The 19,379-nt window shown below is 43.8% G+C and carries 15 protein-coding genes and 1 pseudogene; 12 read left to right on the forward strand and 4 right to left on the reverse strand.

Translation table 11 applies throughout. From position 1 onward, the window contains the following. Nucleotides 1–655: 655 nt before the first annotated feature. From RMX89_RS22520 to RMX89_RS22550, 7 genes and pseudogenes are all read left to right on the forward strand, one after another. Nucleotides 656–1,191 (forward strand): annotated as a pseudogene (locus tag RMX89_RS22520) (GAF domain-containing protein). A gap of 81 nt (nucleotides 1,192–1,272) precedes the next feature. Then, nucleotides 1,273–1,662 carry a VOC family protein gene (locus RMX89_RS22525; RefSeq protein ID WP_322690507.1) on the forward strand — a complete coding sequence of 130 codons (390 nt, stop codon included), beginning with the start codon at nucleotides 1,273–1,275 and terminating at the stop codon, nucleotides 1,660–1,662. 86 nt (nucleotides 1,663–1,748) lie between these two features. Next, complete coding sequence (locus RMX89_RS22530; protein ID WP_322690508.1) at nucleotides 1,749–1,883, forward strand: hypothetical protein; 135 nt, start codon at nucleotides 1,749–1,751, stop codon at nucleotides 1,881–1,883. A 6-nt stretch (nucleotides 1,884–1,889) separates the two neighbouring features. Beyond that, nucleotides 1,890–2,069: a hypothetical protein gene (locus RMX89_RS22535; protein ID WP_322690509.1), complete on the forward strand. Its 180-nt coding sequence runs from the start codon at nucleotides 1,890–1,892 to the stop codon at nucleotides 2,067–2,069. Nucleotides 2,070–2,198: 129 nt separating this feature from the next. Then, nucleotides 2,199–3,377 carry a class I SAM-dependent methyltransferase gene (locus tag RMX89_RS22540; RefSeq protein ID WP_322690510.1) on the forward strand — a complete coding sequence of 393 codons (1,179 nt, stop codon included), beginning with the start codon at nucleotides 2,199–2,201 and terminating at the stop codon, nucleotides 3,375–3,377. A 424-nt stretch (nucleotides 3,378–3,801) separates the two neighbouring features. Then, nucleotides 3,802–4,680 carry an NAD(P)-dependent oxidoreductase gene (locus tag RMX89_RS22545; protein WP_322674413.1) on the forward strand — a complete coding sequence of 293 codons (879 nt, stop codon included), beginning with the start codon at nucleotides 3,802–3,804 and terminating at the stop codon, nucleotides 4,678–4,680. Between the two features lie 200 nt (nucleotides 4,681–4,880). Further along, nucleotides 4,881–5,024 (forward strand): hypothetical protein, encoded by a 144-nt coding sequence (locus tag RMX89_RS22550; protein WP_322690511.1) that lies wholly within the window; start codon nucleotides 4,881–4,883, stop codon nucleotides 5,022–5,024. 34 nt (nucleotides 5,025–5,058) lie between these two features. Here RMX89_RS22550 and RMX89_RS22555 read toward each other — a convergent pair whose 3' ends face one another. Both RMX89_RS22555 and hslO read right to left on the reverse strand, forming a co-directional pair. Next, the gene (locus RMX89_RS22555) at nucleotides 5,059–7,134 is read right to left on the reverse strand and encodes a chromosome segregation ATPase (protein ID WP_322690512.1); all 2,076 of its coding nucleotides are present in this window, start codon (nucleotides 7,132–7,134) and stop codon (nucleotides 5,059–5,061) included. A gap of 160 nt (nucleotides 7,135–7,294) precedes the next feature. Beyond that, nucleotides 7,295–8,194 carry an Hsp33 family molecular chaperone HslO gene (gene hslO / locus RMX89_RS22560; RefSeq protein ID WP_322690520.1) on the reverse strand — a complete coding sequence of 300 codons (900 nt, stop codon included), beginning with the start codon at nucleotides 8,192–8,194 and terminating at the stop codon, nucleotides 7,295–7,297. Between the two features lie 240 nt (nucleotides 8,195–8,434). On the opposite strand from hslO, the gene RMX89_RS22565 reads away from it, so the two are divergent. Continuing rightward, the gene (locus RMX89_RS22565; RefSeq protein WP_322682527.1) at nucleotides 8,435–8,830 is read left to right on the forward strand and encodes a hypothetical protein; all 396 of its coding nucleotides are present in this window, start codon (nucleotides 8,435–8,437) and stop codon (nucleotides 8,828–8,830) included. A gap of 341 nt (nucleotides 8,831–9,171) precedes the next feature. Here RMX89_RS22565 and RMX89_RS22570 read toward each other — a convergent pair whose 3' ends face one another. Beyond that, a complete protein-coding gene (locus tag RMX89_RS22570; RefSeq protein ID WP_322674420.1) occupies nucleotides 9,172–9,597 on the reverse strand; it encodes a universal stress protein in 426 nt (141 codons plus the stop codon). A gap of 362 nt (nucleotides 9,598–9,959) precedes the next feature. After that, nucleotides 9,960–11,258, reverse strand: coding sequence for a histidinol dehydrogenase (gene hisD / locus RMX89_RS22575; protein ID WP_322690513.1), 1,299 nt, complete (start codon nucleotides 11,256–11,258; stop codon nucleotides 9,960–9,962). Nucleotides 11,259–12,002: 744 nt separating this feature from the next. On the opposite strand from hisD, the gene rpsT reads away from it, so the two are divergent. From rpsT to RMX89_RS34570, 4 genes are all read left to right on the forward strand, one after another. Beyond that, nucleotides 12,003–12,299, forward strand: a complete 297-nt coding sequence (gene rpsT, locus RMX89_RS22580) for a 30S ribosomal protein S20 (RefSeq protein WP_322666272.1) — start codon at nucleotides 12,003–12,005, stop codon at nucleotides 12,297–12,299. Between the two features lie 111 nt (nucleotides 12,300–12,410). Then, nucleotides 12,411–13,208 (forward strand): TatD family hydrolase, encoded by a 798-nt coding sequence (locus tag RMX89_RS22585; protein WP_322690514.1) that lies wholly within the window; start codon nucleotides 12,411–12,413, stop codon nucleotides 13,206–13,208. Nucleotides 13,209–14,097: 889 nt separating this feature from the next. Then, on the forward strand, nucleotides 14,098–17,397 hold the full coding sequence (gene rpoB, locus RMX89_RS22590; RefSeq protein WP_322674423.1) for a DNA-directed RNA polymerase subunit beta: 3,300 nt from the start codon (nucleotides 14,098–14,100) through the stop codon (nucleotides 17,395–17,397). 90 nt (nucleotides 17,398–17,487) lie between these two features. After that, nucleotides 17,488–19,365: a DNA-directed RNA polymerase subunit gamma gene (locus RMX89_RS34570; protein WP_292863965.1), complete on the forward strand. Its 1,878-nt coding sequence runs from the start codon at nucleotides 17,488–17,490 to the stop codon at nucleotides 19,363–19,365. Nucleotides 19,366–19,379: the final 14 nt, after the last annotated feature.

The raw sequence follows: 19,379 nt of genomic DNA on the forward strand, positions 1-19,379 counted from the left end.
CAAAATGAGAAAGCAAACTGGAGTTTGAATAAGTAAAAGCTGATTTGACTTGCGGAAAACACCAAAATGAGAAAGCAAAAGCTTCTTTTGAGTAAGTCAAAGCTTCTTTTGAGAAAGCATTTCAGTATTTTGAGAAAGCAAACGGGCATTTTTGTAAAGCAATTAGGAATTTTGGTAAAGTAATCAGCAAATCTACCTGATAATTCAAAATTACGGCTGTACAAATCAAGCCAACATTTAGAGAAATTCATAACTTTTCCGTATAATTTATCAGTTTAATTAAATATAAGGGATTTATAAAGTATAAAAAGCATGGGTAAAAATTTAACTTGTATAAAGAGGGTTTATTAAAGTCTGCTAGCGCAGACTTAATTTTTATAACCACAGATTTATTTTCTGAATAGAAATACTCAGCATATTTTTTGGAAATTTAAAAAACTTTAACTTTAAATTTATAATTTTAAATTTTTGGGTGCAAATTAAAACAATCGAATTTCTTTATAATTTATTTGAAATTCACCGCAGAGTTTAAATAGTATTATGTTCCGTTAAAATGGCATTACTGCTATAAATACAACAATGTATTTAAATAAAGTCTAATAAATTACTATATATATAAATCGGGTAGCATTTACTTAGTAGTAATTTTAGAACCGTGCAAATTCATTCTCACTCAAAATTTAATCATAGCTGCGATCGCCGCGAGCAGGGTTTGCAAAAATTGCTCGATCGCCTTGTCATATCAATAGAGCGAAATGAGTTAGTCCGGCAAACAACAAATCAACTCTGAGAATCGCTTCAGGTCGATCGGGTGTGTTGTATTATTTTTATGGGCAGTGGGAAGGACAGGTGACTTTTGAATCTTTGAGTTCTAAAGAATTCTCAATACTGGGTTCCACTGCCCCAGATGATTGTTTTAACAACGAGTATGCTGCTTTATACTTAGCAGAACGTATAAAAGCGATCGCTGATATTGAATTAAAGCCAATCCAGCCTTGTCACCGAGATTTTCTCCGCAGTATCCAGGTTCGTGCCAATTTAGTTGTACCAATTGTCATCCCTAAAGGATTATGGGGATTGCTGGTAGCACATCACTGTCAAGGGCCTCATAATTGGTCGCCATCAGATATAGAAATGATGCAAATAGGGGCACAAACTCTAGAAACAGATCGTAATATTCTGGAGAGTTAAGTAACTGTGTATTCAAATCGCCTACAGTTAAATAGGAGAGATACTCGCCAGCACTGATTTTTCTAATAAGGAGAAAGAACTGTGAAATTTGGTTACACGGTCATCTGGGTAGATGATGTGGTTAAGACAGTTGAGTTTTACGAAAAAGCTTTTGGTTTAGTTCGTCGCACTCTCCTGGAAAAGGGGCAGTCTATCTGGGCCGAAATCGAAACCGGAAACACTACACTAGCTTTCTCTTCTAGTAATGAAGCACAGAAGTTATTTCCTGGTGGCTGCCATCCCAACCACGTTACACAACCACCGGCTTCAATCCAGATATCATTTATTACTCCTGATGTTGGCAGTGCTTATATGAGAGCGATCGGGGCTGGTGCAAAAACACTAGATGCTCCTAAAACCCAGCATGGGGGACACACAATTGCTCGTGTCCGCGATCCCAATGGTGTGCTGGTGTCGTTGGTGAGTGCCTAAGTAGCAAATTGCCTTCTATCGATCTAGATGGCTATGGGCAGCGCGATCGCCTTTTAGCAAGACGCAACCCACAAGGGTAAATTACGATGCTGCGTTTCTTGGCTGATGAGAACTTGAACAATCAAGTTATTCGTGGCGTTCTGCGTCGTAACTGTAATATTGATATTGTCCGTGTTCAGGATGTTGGATTGACTGAAGCAGACGATCCAAATGTATTATAATGGGCAGTGCAAAACAGGCGTGTAGTCCTAACTCATGGTGTCGCGACGATGATAACTTTTGCTTATGAACGATTACAAGCAGGCTTGGCAATGCCTGGTTTATTTGAGATCGGTCGTCGTGTTTGGGTTGGTTTAGCGATCGCAGAAATTTTGTTGCTAGATGAATGTAGCTTAGAAGAAGAATAGGAAGGACAAGTCCGGTTCTTGCCTTTGCGTTAACGATTGGAGGCGATTAATTTGACTGACGTTGGCGTAGCCTGTCGTCGTTGATAAGCATTTGTTTTTTGTAGTCCCCAATCTAAAATCTGAAATTTTATGGATTCCAATGCTTTGCTGTGTGCAGCGATCGCCAATCACATTACCACCAATCCTCAAAAACGAATTACTTTTGCCCAATTCATGGATATGGCATTATACCATCCTGAATACGGCTACTATTCCAGCGATGCAGTCAAAATAGGCTTTAAAGATAGTGATTTTTTTACCTCTCCCAATCTCTGTTCTGACTTTGGCGAGTTACTCGCAGAACAATTTTTGCAAATGTGGGAGATTTTAGGAAAACCTGTACCCTTTTCTCTGGTAGAAATGGGAGCAGGTCAAGGATTGCTTGCATTGCATATCCTTAAATATCATCAGCTACACTACCCAGATTTTTTTACCGCCCTAGAGTACATAATTGTTGAAAAGTCTCCAACTTTAAGACAAGAACAGCAGCAACGCTTGCAAGATTTCTCTGTGCGTTGGTGTAATTTAGAGGAGATACCACCAAATGCGATCGCTGGTTGCTTTTTCTCTAACGAGTTAGTAGATGCCTTCCCCGTGCATCAATTTATCCTAGAAGCGGGAGAACTCCGAGAAATTTATGTAACTACAGATAGTAATCAGAAAGAAACCTGTTCATCATTCGTGGAAGTCACAGGGGAACCTTCAACGCCCCAACTAGCTGAATATTTAGACTTAGTGGAAATGAACTTTACCGAAAGTGCATATCCAGATGGCTACCGTAGTGAAATTAATTTAGCGGCTGGTGACTGGTTGAGTATAGTAGCAGACCGCTTGCAGCGCGGCTATGTGTTAACAATTGATTATGGCTACCCCGCCAGCCGTTACTACAATCCCAGGCGATCGCAAGGAACGTTACAGTGCTATTATCACCACCGCTTCCATGACAACCCTTATATTAATATTGGGCGACAAGATATAACTGCCCATGTTGACTTTACAGCTTTGGAACGCTGGGGCCAGAAGTGTAATTTAAAGAATGTTGGTTTTATTCAGCAGGGATTATTTTTGATGGCATTGGGATTAGGCGATCAGATTGCAGCTCTTTCCCAGCAAAAGCAACCTCTTTCGCAGCTACTACAGCATCGGGATGCACTACACCAACTTCTAGACCCCACAGGACTCGGCGGTTTTGGAGTTTTAATTCAGAGCAAAGGTCTGGACAATACAGAAATTTCTCAACCATTAAAAGGATTGATTCTGCCAGAGTAAGTGTAAATTTGAAAAGTTAAAACTCTATTTAAGAATGCAGTATCAGTCTTATTTAGACTAGCATAACAGTGATTACTGTAAAGTTAAACACACTACCAAAGTAATAATTATGTCCACTCATGACCTGTTAATGCTAGTAACACTACTTACCCCTGGTATATTACTGTCAGTGATAATTATGTTAACTTTTGCTGCCGGTGGTTGATTGCCAGAGTCAGGAAGTAAGAAAACTGGGATTTAGGATTGTATTTTAAATTTCAAATAACTACTTCCCAACTAAATTTGAATCAAACAATGCGATGTTCACGATGGGCTATAACGCTCAATGACTCGCTCTAAGCGTTGGCGCAGCCTCTTTAAGAGTTGCTATGCCAAAAGCTTTACGCAACGCTTATGGTGACGCTGTACTAAAGGAACGTAAAAAATGAAGGTGGCATTTCTGGGAACTGGACTGATGGGACTACCAATGGCTCAAAGGTTATTAGCCGCAGATATACAGCTAGTGGCCTACAATCGTACCCCAGAAAAATTAGCATCACTACAAGCAGCTGGGGCTGAAATTGCTACACATCCCCGCCATGCCATTCGTGCTGCTGAGTGCGTAATTCTTATGCTGACTAATGCTCCAGCTATTTACAATGTGTTGCTTTCAGATACTGCTTGGCAAACTTTGGAAGGGCGCACGATTATCCAAATGGGAACAATTACGCCCACAGAAAGCCAGGAAATTAGAGATGCAGTTGTTGGGGGTGGTGGTGAGTACTTAGAAGCGCCCGTATTAGGGAGTATCCCAGAAGCAAAAGCTGGCAAGTTGAGTGTTATGGTAGGGGCCGAGCCAGAACAATACGAACGCCACTTGAAGTTACTCCAAAATTTTGGGACAGAACCTTTACTTATCGGGCCAGTGGGATCTGCGGCGGCGCTTAAATTGGCACTAAATCAATTAATAGCTTCTCTAACAACTAGCTTTGCTTTGAGTCTAGCTTTTGTCCAGCGTCAAGGTGTCGATGTAGATGTGTTTATGCAAATCTTGCGCGACAGTCCCCTTTACGCAGCTACCTTTGACAAAAAGCTACAACGGATGTTAGATGGCAATTATGCCGATCCCAATTTTCCCACAAAACACTTGCTTAAAGATACGGAATTATTTATCTCGGAAGCGAAATCTCGGAGTTTGGATCTCAGCAGTATTAAAGGAGTGCGGCAAATCTTGCAAACAGCTGTAAAAATGTCATTTGCTGATGATGATTACTCATCACTATTTTCAGTCATTAAAGAATGGGGAGAAGCGATCGGAGAATAAAGAATTTAAGCTTCATCTCACGCCTGACAGCAGGGTAAACTAAGCGTTAACAACCACGTATAAAGGGTTTTTACTGAAGCTTGAAGCATTCATTTTTGCATTTACTGTTCAATAAGCATTTATTGAATGAGCAAATTATGATACTCTAAACCGATTCAGTAATTGTCTTTTTGATTAAGTCGAAGTTAGGGTTGTGCGTAGTGCAACCCCAACTTGTGGTGCGCGTAGGCGTAGCCCGCACTTCTCTGCGAGACGGTGCGCGTAGCTTGCTTCCACGAAGTGGTACGACAAAGCTCAGTGACCACCGCAAGCATCGCATGAATCGACGGATGCAAAAAACCTAGAATTGGATAACCCGCAACTTGAGTTAATAGACAATTACTGGCCATTAATAGTAGTTGAGCGAGGAAATGGTAGAGATTCAGGCGCAGACGAAGGCTGAGGTTCAGGTTGGGGATTGAGAAAATCCTGCCAAGTCTTAATTTGCTCTTGCGCTGCACTGTAAGCAGCACTACCGCGTGGAATCGATTTGGCAATGTCAATGCCTCTAGCAATATCAGACTGACCTTGAGTGCGTGCTATTTCTAACAATTGCTGACTCCATTGGTCAATAGCCTGATTTGCATCCATACGTAAGATGCTATTGTTTGAAACTCGATCCGCCAGTCGTATTGCCTCAACCAAGGCTTCTGGAGTACCAGCGGCTCCCACTTCTTGGGCTTTTCTCCAGTTTTCTCTAGTGCGAATTTGCCCTTCCCAGTCATTGATCGCAGCTTGTGCTTCCCCAGAAAGCGCCCTTCCCGATGAAGCTATTTGTTGAGCTGTGCTAATGGCGGCGGTGAGATTGCCACTCTGGGCCAGTTCTTGTGCTCGATCTAAGTAAGGCTGATCTTGAATTCGCTCAATCTTTCCTGCCCAAGTACGAATTTTTTTGCGTGCTTCTGGATATAATGCACGACCTCGACGAATTTCGCTAGCCTGGGCGATCGCAGCTTGCAAGGAGTTAATATCCTCGAATATTGCGATCTGTTCGGCGCGGTCTAAGTAAGGTTGGTCTTCAATTGTCTCCACTTGGGCATTCCAGCGACCTATCTCTTGTCTAGCTTCTGCGCCTCTAGGGTTACTAGCAGGAATAAGCTGTACTTGGGCGATCGCTGCGTTTAAATTAGGGACTGTTCCCTGGCTAGCCAATATTCTTGCTTTTTCCAAATGGGCAACATCTTCAATTTCCAACTGCCAACGAGCAATTAGTTGCTGTGCTTCGTTATACACTGGTCTGGAAGGATCGATTTGTTGTGCTTGAGCGATCGCTGCCTCTAAACCAGAAACATTACCGAGCCAAGCACTTCTTTTTGCGTCAGCTATGGCAATAAAATCATCAGTTTCGCCTTGTAGTTTCGTACTTTCCGGTATTTGCCTAGCAATATTTAGCGCTTCATCCGCATCCTTTTTATCTAGTTTCGCCTGTGCCAATTCCAGCATTTTGCGTCCAAATGCCGGAACCGCTTCCTGAGCTTTTTGATAAATATAACTTTCTTGCCCAATGGACTCGGCTAACTTGATCGCTTCTAGGATGTTATCAACTACTTTACTGTTTGCTAAACTTTCGGCTTTTCCTAACTTATCGCCATCTTCCCGTGCTGTAGCAATCAGACGATTCAATTGGTCGTATTTAGTACCCGCCCAGTACTGGTTGTCTACGCGCAGCATTTTAGCGGATAACATGAACGCTGATTGCCAGCGCCGTTCCTTTACTTCGGCGATCGCACCATTGTATGTGGCTTCAGCCTTTGACCAAATTGACTGCCATTTGTCAACTTGTTCATCGACTAATTTATAAGCTGCTACATCTTCGGGTATTTTACGAGCAGTCGCGATCGCTTCCTCTAAATTACCAGTTTGGAAACTTTGATCGGCTAGCTTCAAAATATCCCGCGACCATTCTTCGATGAAACGATCGATTTCTCCATGCAACGGGTGATTTTGTGGTAGTTGCTTCACCAGAGCGATCGCTTGTAATAGGTCGTTCACTGTTTGCTTAGAAGCCGCTAACTGAGCGCAATGTAGCCGCACAGAAGCACTAGCTAGCGGCCAGAAAATCGAAGGGCAATTAGGGGCAGATGGCAACTTTAGCAGCATTGCCATTGCCAAGAATCCGACACTGCTGGGAATCAACATTAGTAGTACTAGCCACAATGTCCAGCTTTTCATCCAGCGTGGCCATTTTCCAGAAGTACTATTGAGTTGGGCAGTTTCCTCTGAATTACTATTTATAGGTAATCCTTTCTTATGGTTTTTTTTTCGCCGCTTCACTGGCTTGGAGGTAGAACCAGTAGCTGGGACATCAAATGGCTGAGTTTCACCGAATTGTTCTGTTCGGGATAATCTTTTGCTTTGATCTGGCTCTCTTCCACTGGCTGAAGACCAACTGTCTGGAATATCCCGCTCTGTCATCTCTCACACCAAAATAATTGAATAGCGCTCTGTTTTAGGTTGATAATTCCATTGTTGACATAGTAACTTTCTCGTCATTAAAAAGCTACTTTTTTGATTATCTCTCTCCACAGAGTACCATTATCAATCTCAAAAATCAGTGCTATTTTATACTTTATCCTCAAACAGCAGATTCGGCTTGCAAATCGGAAATTAGTTGAGCTAACTGATCGCTACTTGCCTGGTAGACGTTGCCGCAAAAGTCGCAAGTTGCTTCGGCACCATCATCCTTGATAATCATATCTTGCAGTTCAGCTTCTCCCAAAATCTTTAGTGCCCCCAAAACGCGATCGAAAGAGCAACCACAGTGGAAGCGCAACATTTGGCGTTCGGAAAAGATTTCCAACCCCATATCTCCCAATAAGTCATCAAAGATTTCAGGTAACGTCTTCCCAGCTTGCAACAATGGCGTAAATCCTGCTAGACTAGCAACCCGTGATTCTAACGTTTCTACTAAGGCTTCGTCTCTGGCGGCTTTGGGCAATACTTGTATCAGTAACCCTCCAGCAGCAGTTACTCCCGCTGCTCCTACAAACACACCTAAAACTAAAGCCGAAGGTGTTTGTTCGGAATTCACCAGATAATGAGCGACATCATCACCAATTTCGCCAGAAACTAGTTCTACCGTACTAGAGTAAGGATAACCATAACCGATATCCCGCACAACGTAGAGGTAGCCGCTACCCACAGCACCACCAACATCTAATTTACCTTTGGCGTTGGGAGGCAATTCTATAGATGGATTTCCAACATATCCGCGTACTGTACCATCCAAGCCTGCATCTACTAATATGCCACCCAAAGGGCCATCGCCCTTCACCCGAACATTCACTCTCGATCCAGTCCGCTTCATACTAGAAGCCATTAACAAGCCCGCCGTCATAGTCCGACCCAGTGCTGCCGTTGCCACATAAGAAAGCTTGTGGCGCTGCCGTGCTTCTTCTGTTAAACGTGTGGCGATCGCACCTACGGCACGAATTCCACCTTCGGCTGCTGTTGCACGAATTAACTGATCCGCCATGAATAACCTTACATTTCTTAACAAGTTCACTTTTTCTATTCTAAGTTCTCTGCTGCAAGAAAAGTAACGTAGTCGGGTGTTACGCAAATAAACGGCTGTCATTGGTCATTGGTCATTAGTTATTTGCAAAGGACATAGACGCGCTAGCGGCTTCCCGCAGGGTAGGACTGATAACTAATGACAAAAACTATTTGCAATATTAGAAATAGCGATGTCTTATCTTTAGGTAATCCAAGAAAAATGCTGGGTAATTTTCAACAAAGCCAACTACGGATTGAAATTGAAGCATCAACAGATGCAATTCGTGATAGTCTGCTGCATCCCGTGCAACTAAAAAAATGGCTTTTAGGACAACGTTTTGCGCCAGGAATGCCAGAAGAACTACTTCCCGGATTCCAGTTTACAACCTGGACTGGGCCAATCGCGATTCATCATCAAGTAAAGGTTGTCAAATCCAATTGCCTTCGCTTACTACTCAGCGGAGGCATTGACGGGTTCCACGAATGGTACTGGGGAGAAGGTTGGGTACAGTCCCGCTTGGAAGGAGTTTCAATTTTGCCCTTGAATTTGGGTCAAACACTCAGCTTGTTGAGCTTGCGTCAGTTTTTAGCAACTCAAGAACGTTTAATTGACTGAACGTAGAAAAGGGGTTTTCCTTGTCTCTATGGCTAGCCTTTTCAAGGTGACTTCCAAAAATCTCTTTTTTGTTTCTGTGCCACGGACACTTTGCTCAAGTAGGGAAACCCGCTTATGCAAGTGTCCTCTCTGTGGCTCTGCTGTTTAAAAATAATTTATTTAAGGACTCTAGACGCAGAGAACACAGAATTGCATAGATTAAAATTTTTAAACTCCTTGTGCACCATGTTGTCCACTTTCTAAACTCATGGTAGTTAGCTATCAGTGCCATTATTATATTTCAGGTATTCTTCAAAGGCTAGTTTTGGGGTGGCTATAGTCATGATTCCCCTTTTAAATTTTTACCTTGGTTTGACGACTAACACTGAACAATTAGCCTCTTCTACAACTTGACTGCTAACAGAACCCTGAACAATTCGTTTCATCCCCATCAAGCCCCGACTGCCAATTACGATCAAGTCAGTTTTATAAATATTGGCAAGACGAATAATTTCTTCAGCGGGATCGCCAGTTACTAACTCTAACTCACTTCTGGCTGATAACTTTTCCTGATATAATTGCAGTTGCTTTTCAATATGAAAATAAGAAAACGTTGGGGACTCTGGCTGAGGGCGATCGGCAGGTAGTTCCATTTCTGACTCTGGTGTGAGAAACACATGACAGAGAATAACCTTGGCGTCTTTTGAAAACACCAAACTATCTAAAGCTTGAATTACTCGTTCTGAAATATCCGAACCATCCAGAGCTACCAAAACACTATTTAGCACTGCTCTCGTCTCCTAAAGAGTAGACCCCTTACATACATAAGTATCTAGCAAAATTAGTCAGCAGTGACACTAAACTAATTTTTTATCTGACAACTTAAGTTTAGATATTTGAGGCTACGCCATAGGTAAGCTAGTTTTACGCCACTTTCATGCGAACGGGTTGTAGCAACTTTTCTGGAGAAGCTTTTCACGAGTTTTTGAGAGAGGAAAACCCTCTCCCAGCAACTACTGTCGGCAATGCCCCACTCGTGCTTAAAAAATAGCTGAAGGTAGGACAGCAAATGGTGTGCTTTAGCGTAGCTTACCGTAGGTATCGTTATCCAAACTTCCAGTTATGATAAAAAATTAAGCATTCCAAATCACTATTCTTGCTGGATTCGGCGTCGGACTGAATCAGCATGAGAAGGTAAACCTTCTGCTGTTGCTAGCACATCTATGGCACCAGCCACATTTTGCAGTGCGGTTTGGGAGTATTGAATAATACTAGAGTGTTTAAGGAAAGTTTCCACCCCCAATGCCGAAGCATAACGGGCAGCACCAGAAGTTGGCAAGGTATGATTAGGACCTGCCAAATAATCTCCTACAGCTTCTGGTGTTGAGTAACCCAAAAAGATTGCCCCAGCGTGGCGAATCTGTGGTAAAAGTGCCCAAGGGTCTTTGACTTCTAATTCCAGGTGTTCGGGGGCAAATTCATTTGAGAGTTCTGCTGCGGCTTGGAGCGATTCCACAACGATAATCAAGCCGTAGTGAGCGATCGCTTTTTCTGTATCTATTCGCCGTGGATGATCGACTAGCTGTCTTTCCAAAGCTAATTGCACATTTTTCGCCAAAGCCGCATCTGTCGTCAGCAAAATTGCTGCCGCCATTGGATCGTGTTCGGCTTGGGCTAGTAAGTCAGCAGCTACATGCACCGGATTTGCGGTTTCATCGGCAATCACTAGCACTTCGCTAGGGCCTGCTAAAGAATCAATGCCAACGGTGCCATAGACAAGTTTTTTCGCTAGGGTGACATAAATGTTACCAGGGCCGGTAATCACATCCACTTTTGGAATTGTTTCTGTACCATAAGCTAAAGCGGCGATCGCTTGTGCGCCCCCAATACGATAAATTTCTTGCACCCCTGCTTCTTGGGCAGCTACCAAGACTGCTGGGTTAATAGCACCCCCTGGCCCTGGTGGTGTTACCATCACCACGTGCGGTACAGCAGCAACATGAGCCGGAATTGCATTCATTAGCACTGTACTGGGATAGGCGGCACGGCCACCAGGCACATACAACCCGGCTCGGTCTACAGGGGTGTAGCGTTTGCCCAGTACTACTTCATCGTCACCAAAGTGTACCCAGCTTTTTGGTACTCGCTGACGATGAAACGCTTCAATTTGGCGGCAAGCTAGCCGAACTGCATTCAACAACTCTTTTGATACCTGTTGATAGGCTGCATCCAATTCCGAGCCTGTAACTCTGAGTTCTTCTGCTTTCAGGGTTTGTTTGTCAAATTCGTCCGTGTAATGCAATACAGCTTTGTCGCCTTGGCGCTTCACTGTTTGCAAAATTTCCCGCACCGTCGCTTCTTTGTGAAGTACCTGTTCGTCATGGGTGCGATCGCAGATCCGTTGTAGTTCTGCTCTAACGTCTGCCTGCTGAGTAATAATTCGCAGCATGGAGTAAGGACAATGCCAAAATTATAATATTGCCACCTGAGATTTAGTATTGCTCTTGACCCACTGGGGTGTGCAAGCTGACTCTAATTCTCTTCTCTAGCTTAACCTGGATTTTTTTGATACTCTCAAGGCTACCAGCGTATAGTTTGCTTGAGAAGGCGACTTAATTGCTCAATCCGACAAGCCTTGACTGGCTAGCGGTAGGAAGCAGGTGTGCCATTTCCCACTCCCCTTACACCATTTCCCTCAATCTTTGGGGATGCAGATGGTATGTTTACACATCCAATCCTCTGAATTTACAGGGCTTATGGTTGGAGTATAATTTTTACTTATTTCCCTAACTTTTACTAGTTAATGTGTGTACAGGCACGATATATCGGTTCTATACTTGACAACCCCTGAGATTTAGCTCTTTACAGTTCCTGCCTCTAAATAATACATTTGGTTTACGGACAAATTATATTTATTGGCAATCACATTGCTTAATCAGGTTGCGATCGGTTAGGGTGAAATTTATTTAGATGTATTTTAGTTTAACGCATTTCCTCAATTGACGAAATACTGAATTGGCGAGTATAGACTATAGAACTAATACTAATAATGTAATGACGATCTTCATTCATGCCCACCAATACCTAATTCCATAATTTTTTTAGGAAATTATAATATTGGCAATTTGAATGCTATATTAGTAAGTCTAGTAGTGTGTGTACATAATTAATAATCGTATTTTTGGAATTGACTGTGGCGAATACAAAGTCTGCTCTTAAGCGTGCCCAAATCGCAGAACGTAACCGACTGCGTAATAAATCTTACAAATCAGCAGTCAAGACGCTGATGAAAAAATATCTCAATGCTGTAGCTGCTTATACAGCTAATCCTACCCCAGAATTAAAACAAGAAGCACAGGCTCGGTTATCCGAGGCTTATGGGAAAATTGATAAGGCGATCAAACGAGGTGTTCTTCACCCAAATAATGGGGCAAGGAAAAAATCCAGATTGGCTCACAGACTAAAACCCCTCACACAAACAGCTGAGTAATCATTGGTAATTTGTCCTTAGTCATTAGTCATTGGTAACAAAACAAACGACAAATGACGAAGGACAAAAAACATAGACGCGCCAGCGGCTTCCCGCAGGGTAGGACAAAAGATGCAACTGATAGACACGCACGTACATCTCAACTTTGATAGTTTTCAGCCGGATTTAGCAATAGTGCGATCGCGGTGGCAAGAAGCAGGTGTAGTGCGTTTAGTGCATTCCTGTGTTCACCCGGAGGAGTTTTCCAATATTCAATCTATAACCCAAGAGTTTCCTGAGATTAGTTTTGCTGTAGGATTACATCCTTTAGATGCTGATAAATGGAATAGCGAGACAGCTGAGAAAATCAAAACTTTAGCGAGTTCTGACTCAAAAGTGGTAGCAATTGGAGAAATGGGTCTGGATTTTTACAAAGCTGATAACTATGAGCAACAGTATCTGGTGTTTGAGTCTCAGTTGGCGATCGCATCTGAACTAAACTTACCAGTGATTATCCACTGCCGTGATGCTGCCGTGGCAACCAAAGAAGTGTTGCAAAAATGGCGGCAACTCAAAGGAGAAAGAGTGCGGGGTGTGATGCATTGCTGGGGAGGAACACCTGAAGAAACTCAATGGTTTCTCGATTTAGGCTTTTATATCAGCTTTAGCGGAACAGTGACATTCAAAAGTGCCAAAGCGATCCAATCTTCTGCGGCGATGGTGAGTAGCGATCGCCTACTGATTGAAACAGACTGCCCATTTCTCGCTCCAGTTCCGAAACGGGGCGAGAGGCGCAACGAGCCTGCCTACGTACTTTATGTAGCCGAGCAAGTAGCTAAACTGCGTCAGGAAACGGTAGAGGCGATCGCTCATCAAACCACCCAAAATGCTTGTGAATTATTCGGTCTGTCAATATCAAGTGTGTCCTAGTATCTTTTGTTAAGTTGTGTTAAAAAAATAAAACTAGAGGGGGACAAAAATATGCTAATATTATTGCCTCAAAAAGATTTTGCTTGCGCCATAATAAGAGAGGAAGGAGCATAAAACTTTTCATCTTAAATTTACCATACTGTTATGGCTTGCCCATCCTCAAAATCTCTACAAGCGGATGCTCTCCAGGCATTACTAACCGTACCAACCTAAATTGAGCTAGACTTTTGCACAACATCTGTTTAGTGTGTATTGAACCTATTCAAAATCGTTAAAGAAAAATTGCCTTGTGAGTATAATCCAGCAAAATGAAGTTATTCTGATTCAAAATCGACAAGGTGCGGATCGTTCCCTCAGTCTTAGGATATCTAAGAATATCACTGAGAGTATCAACAGCGGGGTGGATTTCAAACACACTGTGTAGAGCTGCGTCAGCAAATTAACGCGCTTTTTGGAGGGGAAGTGAAGAAAGTAAATCAAATTCAGGAATATTTTAACTGGATATTCTTTTTGAAATGGGCATTGGGAAGCCAGTGCTTTGAGTGGCTTTGGCAACTTGTACCGCTTCGAGGAAGTAAGCTATGCATAGCGTCTGCGGCCAGACAAGCAACTGGCGTCATTCGGTATGGGATGCAGGAGGAAAAGACTTTCAGCAAGTTTTCCCCCGATTTCATAGTACCGAGTGCCTATCACTTAGTCCCTATTAGGGGTGATTGCTTCCTTGTCAAAATTGCTCATTCCAGCCAGATTTAATCGCTGGAGCCTACACCCATAAATTACAAGTGTCTAAGAAAAAGTTCCCAAACAGCTAAGGACACTGGCTAGCAGTGGGAAGCGTCAAAAAGCAGTGTCCAAGGGAAAATTGTACCAGGTTGACAAAGGAAGAGGCATGACTAAAGAAACATATATGGAACCCGCCTTTCTATTGCCCGACTTGATTGAAATCCAGCGCTCAAGTTTTCGCTGGTTTTTAGAAGAAGGGCTGATAGAAGAACTGAACTCCTTTAGTCCTATTACAGATTATACGGGTAAATTAGAACTGCACTTTTTGGGTCATAACTACAAACTCAAGGAGCCAAAGTACAGCGTCGAAGAAGCCAAACGGCGGGATAGTACTTATGCTGTGCAAATGTATGTTCCCACACGGTTGATTAATAAGGAAACCGGGGAAATCAAAGAGCAAGAGGTATTCATTGGTGATTTGCCTTTAATGACCGATCGCGGCACGTTTATTATTAACGGAGCCGAGCGGGTAATTGTCAACCAAATAGTGCGATCGCCAGGGGTTTATTACAAATCAGAAATCGACAAAAACGGGCGGCGTACTTATTCAGCTAGCTTAATTCCCAACCGGGGTGCATGGCTGAAATTTGAAACAGACCGTAACGATTTGGTGTGGGTACGGATTGACAAAACCCGCAAACTATCAGCGCAGGTACTACTAAAAGCTTTAGGGTTATCAGACAACGAAATCTTTGATGCCTTACGCCATCCAGAGTATTTCCAAAAAACCATCGAAAAAGAAGGGCAGTTTTCTGAAGAAGAAGCCCTGATGGAGTTATATCGGAAACTGCGTCCTGGTGAACCACCCACAGTATTAGGTGGACAACAACTCCTAGATTCTCGTTTCTTTGACCCAAAACGTTATGACCTTGGTCGCGTTGGACGGTACAAACTCAACAAGAAATTGCGCCTTTCTGTTCCCGACACAATGCGCGTGTTAACTCCTGGTGATATCTTGGCAGCTGTAGATTACCTAATCAACCTAGAATATGATATAGGTAATATTGACGACATTGACCATTTAGGTAATCGCCGGGTGAGAAGCGTCGGTGAATTGCTCCAAAACCAAGTGCGGGTAGGGTTAAACCGCTTAGAAAGAATCATTCGGGAGCGGATGACGGTATCCGATGCTGAAGTGCTAACTCCCGCTTCCTTGGTGAACCCCAAACCATTAGTAGCAGCAATTAAAGAATTCTTTGGTTCCAGTCAGTTAAGTCAGTTCATGGATCAAACCAATCCTCTGGCGGAACTGACCCACAAACGCCGTTTGAGTGCCCTTGGTCCTGGTGGTTTAACCCGCGAACGCGCTGGATTTGCAGTGCGAGATATACATCCTAGTCACTATGGACGCATTTGCCCCATTGAGACACCAGAAGGTCCAAACGCCGGATTGATTGGCTCTTTGGCAACGCATGCAAGGGTAAATCTGTACGGCTTCTTAGAAACACCATTTAGACCTGTAGAAAATGGGCGAGTTAGATTTGATCTACCTCCAGCCTACATGACAGCCGATGAAGAAGACGACCTACGGGTTGCTCCTGGAGACATTCCTGTAGATGAAACTGGGCACATTATTGGTCCACAAGTACCAGTCCGGTATCGCCAAGAATTTTCCACCACAACACCGGAACAGGTTGATTACGTAGCAGTATCTCCGGTACAGATTGTGTCGGTAGCAACCAGCATGATTCCTTTCTTGGAGCATGATGACGCTAACCGAGCGCTGATGGGATCGAACATGCAACGGCAAGCAGTCCCCCTACTCAAACCAGAGCGTCCTTTGGTGGGTACTGGTTTGGAAGCCCAAGGAGCAAGAGACTCTGGGATGGTGATTGTATCGCGCACCGATGGCGATGTTACTTATGTAGATGCTACAGAAATTCGCGTCCGTCCTAAACCTAACACCCCCGAAATTAAATACATCCTTTCCAAGTATCAACGTTCCAACCAAGACACCTGTTTAAATCAGAAACCTCTCGTCCGCATTGGTGAACGGGTTGTTGCTGGTCAGGTATTGGCTGATGGCTCCTCCACTGAAGGTGGTGAATTGGCGCTAGGACAAAATATCGTCGTTGCCTATATGCCTTGGGAAGGGTACAACTACGAAGATGCAATTTTAATCTCTGAAAGACTGGTGCAGGATGATGTCTACACCTCAATTCACATTGAAAAATATGAAATTGAAGCTAGACAAACCAAACTGGGGCCAGAAGAAATTACCAGAGAAATTCCCAACGTCGGGGAAGATGCCTTGCGCCAGTTGGATGAACAGGGAATCATTCGCATTGGGGCATGGGTAGAAGCTGGTGATATCTTGGTAGGAAAAGTCACACCAAAAGGTGAATCTGACCAACCGCCAGAAGAAAAACTGTTACGTGCCATCTTTGGTGAGAAAGCACGGGATGTGCGAGACAATTCTCTGCGAGTACCAAACGGTGAAAAAGGCCGCGTAGTTGATGTGCGCTTGTTTACTCGCGAACAAGGCGATGAACTGCCACCAGGAGCCAATATGGTAGTCCGGGTGTATGTAGCTCAAAAACGTAAAATCCAAGTTGGTGATAAAATGGCAGGACGCCACGGTAATAAAGGGATTATTTCTCGGATATTACCGGCCGAAGATATGCCTTATTTGCCCGATGGTTCACCAGTGGACATTGTACTTAACCCCTTGGGCGTACCCAGTCGGATGAACGTCGGACAAGTATTTGAATGCCTGTTGGGTTGGGCTGGTCAAACCTTGGGAGTGCGATTTAAGATTACTCCCTTTGATGAAATGTATGGGGAAGAGTCATCTCGCCGAATCGTGCATGGCAAATTGCAAGAAGCACGAGACGAAACAGGGAAAGACTGGGTATATAACCCAGATAACCCAGGCAAAATCATGGTGTATGACGGTCGTACAGGTGAACCCTTTGACCGAGCAATTACCATTGGTGTGGCTTATATGCTGAAACTGGTGCATTTGGTGGATGATAAGATCCACGCCCGTTCTACAGGCCCATACTCACTGGTGACTCAGCAACCCTTGGGTGGTAAAGCACAACAAGGTGGTCAGAGGTTTGGAGAAATGGAAGTGTGGGCATTGGAAGCCTTTGGGGCAGCTTACACCTTACAGGAATTGCTCACAGTTAAATCTGACGATATGCAAGGACGGAATGAAGCGTTAAATGCGATCGTTAAAGGTAAGGCAATTCCTCGACCTGGAACTCCAGAATCCTTTAAGGTGCTAATGCGTGAGCTGCAATCATTGGGGTTAGATATTGCCGTACACAAGGTAGAAACTCAAGCAGACGGCAGTTCCCTAGATGTGGAAGTCGATTTGATGGCAGACCAATCAGCCCGTCGCACACCTCCTCGACCAACTTATGAATCTCTTTCTCGCGAATCGCTAGAAGACGACGAATAATCAATAGTCATTAGTCCTTAGTTCTTTGTCATTAGCAAAAGACTAAGGACTAATGACCAATGACCAATGACTAATGACTAATAACTAAATATGAGACCTGCCCAAACTAATCAGTTTGACTACGTAAAAATCGGCTTGGCTTCCCCTGAACGCATTCGTCAGTGGGGCGAGAGAACATTGCCTAATGGTCAGGTAGTTGGTGAAGTTACCAAACCAGAGACGATTAACTACCGAACTCTCAAGCCAGAGATGGATGGCTTATTTTGTGAGCGCATCTTTGGGCCAGCAAAAGATTGGGAATGCCATTGTGGCAAGTATAAAAGAGTCCGTCATAGAGGTATTGTCTGCGAACGCTGTGGGGTAGAAGTCACCGAGTCACGCGTGCGTCGCCACCGCATGGGCTATATTAAACTCGCCGCACCAGTAGCTCACGTTTGGTATCTCAAAGGCATTCCTAGCTATATTTCCATCTTGTTAGATATGCCCTTACGGGATGTCGAGCAGATTGTTTATTTCAACTCTTATGTTGTCCTGAGTCCAGGTAATGCCGAAACTTTAACTTACAAACAGCTACTGAGTGAAGATCAGTGGTTGGAAATAGAAGACCAAATTTATAGCGAAGATTCTCAGCTGCAAGGCGTAGAGGTGGGCATTGGTGCTGAAGCACTGTTGCGCTTGCTTGCCGATATTAATTTAGAACAAGAAGCTGAAAGCCTACGCGAAGAAATTGGTAATGCCAAGGGGCAAAAAAGAGCCAAGTTAATTAAGCGACTGCGGGTAATTGACAATTTTATCGCCACTGGTTCCAAACCAGAATGGATGGTAATGGCAGTTATTCCCGTGATTCCCCCCGACTTGCGCCCAATGGTGCAACTAGATGGCGGACGGTTTGCCACCAGCGATTTAAATGATTTGTATCGGCGGGTAATTAACCGCAACAATCGTTTGGCACGCTTGCAAGAAATTTTGGCACCTGAGATTATTGTGCGGAACGAAAAGCGGATGCTGCAAGAAGCAGTAGATGCTTTGATTGACAATGGTCGTCGGGGACGCACTGTGGTAGGGGCAAATAATCGACCTCTAAAATCTTTGTCCGACATTATTGAGGGTAAGCAAGGACGTTTCCGACAAAACTTGTTAGGTAAACGGGTTGACTATTCTGGGCGTTCGGTTATTGTCGTCGGCCCAAAACTGAAAATTCACCAGTGCGGTTTGCCTAGAGAAATGGCAATTGAGCTATTTCAACCATTTGTGATTAACCGCCTGATTCGTAGCGGGATGGTCAATAACATCAAAGCTGCGAAAAAGCTGATATCCCGTAACGATCCCAGTGTTTGGGATGTGCTGGAAGAGGTGATTGAAGGACACCCTGTGATGCTAAACAGGGCGCCAACATTGCACCGCTTGGGGATTCAGTCTTTTGAACCAATTTTAGTAGAAGGTAGAGCGATTCAACTTCATCCTCTCGTCTGTCCAGCGTTTAACGCCGACTTTGACGGCGACCAAATGGCAGTGCACGTCCCACTATCGTTAGAAAGTCAGGCTGAAGCGCGGTTATTGATGTTGGCTTCTAATAATATTTTGTCACCAGCCACAGGTAAACCCATCATCACGCCTAGCCAAGACATGGTGTTAGGGGCGTATTACTTAACAGCAGAAAATCCCGGTGCAACAAAAGGCGCAGGAAAGTACTTTTCTTCACTAGAGGATGTGATTATGGCTTTCCAGCAGGAGCAAATTGACTTGCACGCCTATATATATGTGCGGTTTGACGGTGAAATAGAATCAGATCAACCGGATACAGAACCCGTGAAAGTGACGGAGAACGAAGATGGTACCCGCACATTACTCTATAAGTTCCGTCGAGTCAGACAAGACGCTAAAGGCAATGTAATTTCTCAGTATATATATACCACTCCCGGTCGCGTTATTTACAATAATGCTATTCAGGAAGCACTTGCAAGCTAAAAGTGAGGAGTGAA

This window comes from Nostoc sp. DedSLP04 (genome assembly GCF_034530775.1).
In the GTDB taxonomy this organism is placed as follows: Bacteria; Cyanobacteriota; Cyanobacteriia; order Cyanobacteriales; family Nostocaceae; genus Nostoc.